The organism is Nocardia implantans (genome assembly GCF_035544775.1).
In the GTDB taxonomy this organism is placed as follows: domain Bacteria; phylum Actinomycetota; class Actinomycetes; order Mycobacteriales; family Mycobacteriaceae; genus Nocardia; species Nocardia implantans.
In genome coordinates this window covers 1-1,676 of sequence record NZ_JAYKYQ010000031.1, presented here as the reverse complement: position 1 = coordinate 1,676, position 1,676 = coordinate 1, and the positions used below count along the sequence as shown (strand labels likewise).

Sequence of the window (1,676 nt, the reverse complement as noted above, 5' to 3'; positions counted from 1 at the left end):
TCCCGTTCGGTGTCGTCGAGGATGTCGATGTCGCCGATGGGGGTGTGGGGGTTGGTGGCGATGGTGGTGAGGATGCGTTGGAGGCGGTGGCCGAGGGTGTGGATGGTGGTTTCGTCGAACAGGTCGGTGGCGTAGGTGAAGATGGTGTCGAGGTGGGCGGGGGTGCCGTCGGGGTGGTGGTGGGGGTTGATGTTGACTTGCAGGTCGAATTTGGCGGCGACGGTGTCGGTGTCCAGGGCGGTGACGGTGAGGCCGGGGAGTTGGAGGGTGGGTTGTTCGTTGTTCTGGAATGACAGCACGACCCCGAAGAGGGGGTTGTGGGTGGTGGCGCGGCCGGGGGCGACGATTTCGACGACGCGTTCGAAGGGGATGTCGGCGTTGGCGAAGGCGGCGAGGTCGGTTTCGCGGGTGTGGTCGATGAGTTCGGTGAAGGTGGTGGCGGGCTCGACGCGGGTGCGCAGGGTGAGGGTGTTGACGAACATGCCGACGAGGTCGTCGAGGGCGCGGTGGCCGCGTCCGGCGATGGGGGTGCCGATGGCGACGTCGGAGTCGCCGGTGAGGCGGGCCACAAGGACGGCCAGGGCGGCGTGCACGACCATGAACAGGGTGCAGTTGTGGGCGTGGGCGAGGTCGGTGAGGGCGTGGTGGACCTCGGGGGACAGCGCGAAGCCGGTGTTGGCGCCGCGCATGCTGGGGGTGGCCGGGCGGGGGCGGTCGGTGGGCAGTTCGGTGGCTGCGGTGAGGCCGGTCAGTTGGTGGCGCCAGTAGGTGAGTTGGCGGGCGGCGACGGAGGTTTCGTCGTCGTCGGTGCCGATGACCTGGCGTTGCCAGATGGCGTAGTCGGCGTATTGCACTTCCAGGGGCGCCCAGCGGGGGGAGTTGCCGCCGATGCGGGCGAGGTAGGCGGTGACCAGGTCGCGGGCCAGCGGGGCCATGGAGGCGCCGTCGGCGGCGATGTGGTGGGCCACGAACGCCAGTAGGTGTTCCTCGGGGCTGGTTTCCAGCAGCAGCGCGCGGACGGGGACTTCGGTGGTGACGTCGAATCCGGTCGACATCATGTGGGTGATGTGGGTGAGGGGGTCGTCGGTGACGAGGACCTCCAAGCCGGTGGGGAGGGCTTGGGCGACGGTGAGAATTTGTTGGCGGGGCAGGCCGGCGGGTGTGTCGGCGGGGTAGCGGGTGCGTAGCGATTCGTGGCGTTCGAGGACGTCGGCCAGTGCGTGGCGCAGCGCGGAGACGTCCAGCGCGCCGTGCAGGCGGATGGCCAGGGGGATGTTGTAGGCGGCGGAGGTGGGGTCGAATTGGTTGAGTACCCACATGCGTTGCTGGGCCAGCGACAGCGGGATGGGTTCGCTGCGCTCGACGCGTTCGAGCACGGTGCGTGCGCCGCCGCCGGCGCCGGGGACCACGCGGGCGGCCAGTTCGGCGACGGTGGGTGCTTCGAACAACTGTCGTACCGTCACGTCCGCGTCCAAGGCTTCGTTGATCCGCGCGACCACCCGGGTGGCCAGCAGCGAGTTACCGCCCAACGCGAAGAAGTCGTCGTCCAACCCGACCTCCGCCGCGCCCAGCAACCCCGCGAACACCTCCGCCACCGCCTGCTCCACCGGCGAACTCGGCGCACGGAACACCACCGACGACACGAACTCCGGCGCGGGCAACGCCCGGCGGTCGAG

1 protein-coding gene is annotated in these 1,676 nt (G+C 69.5%); it reads right to left on the bottom strand.

Features of this window, described 5'->3' with window-relative positions; genetic code table 11:
* Positions 1–1,676 (bottom strand): condensation domain-containing protein (locus tag U3653_RS33160; RefSeq protein ID WP_324722502.1); only part of this gene is annotated, 1,676 nt, incomplete at both ends.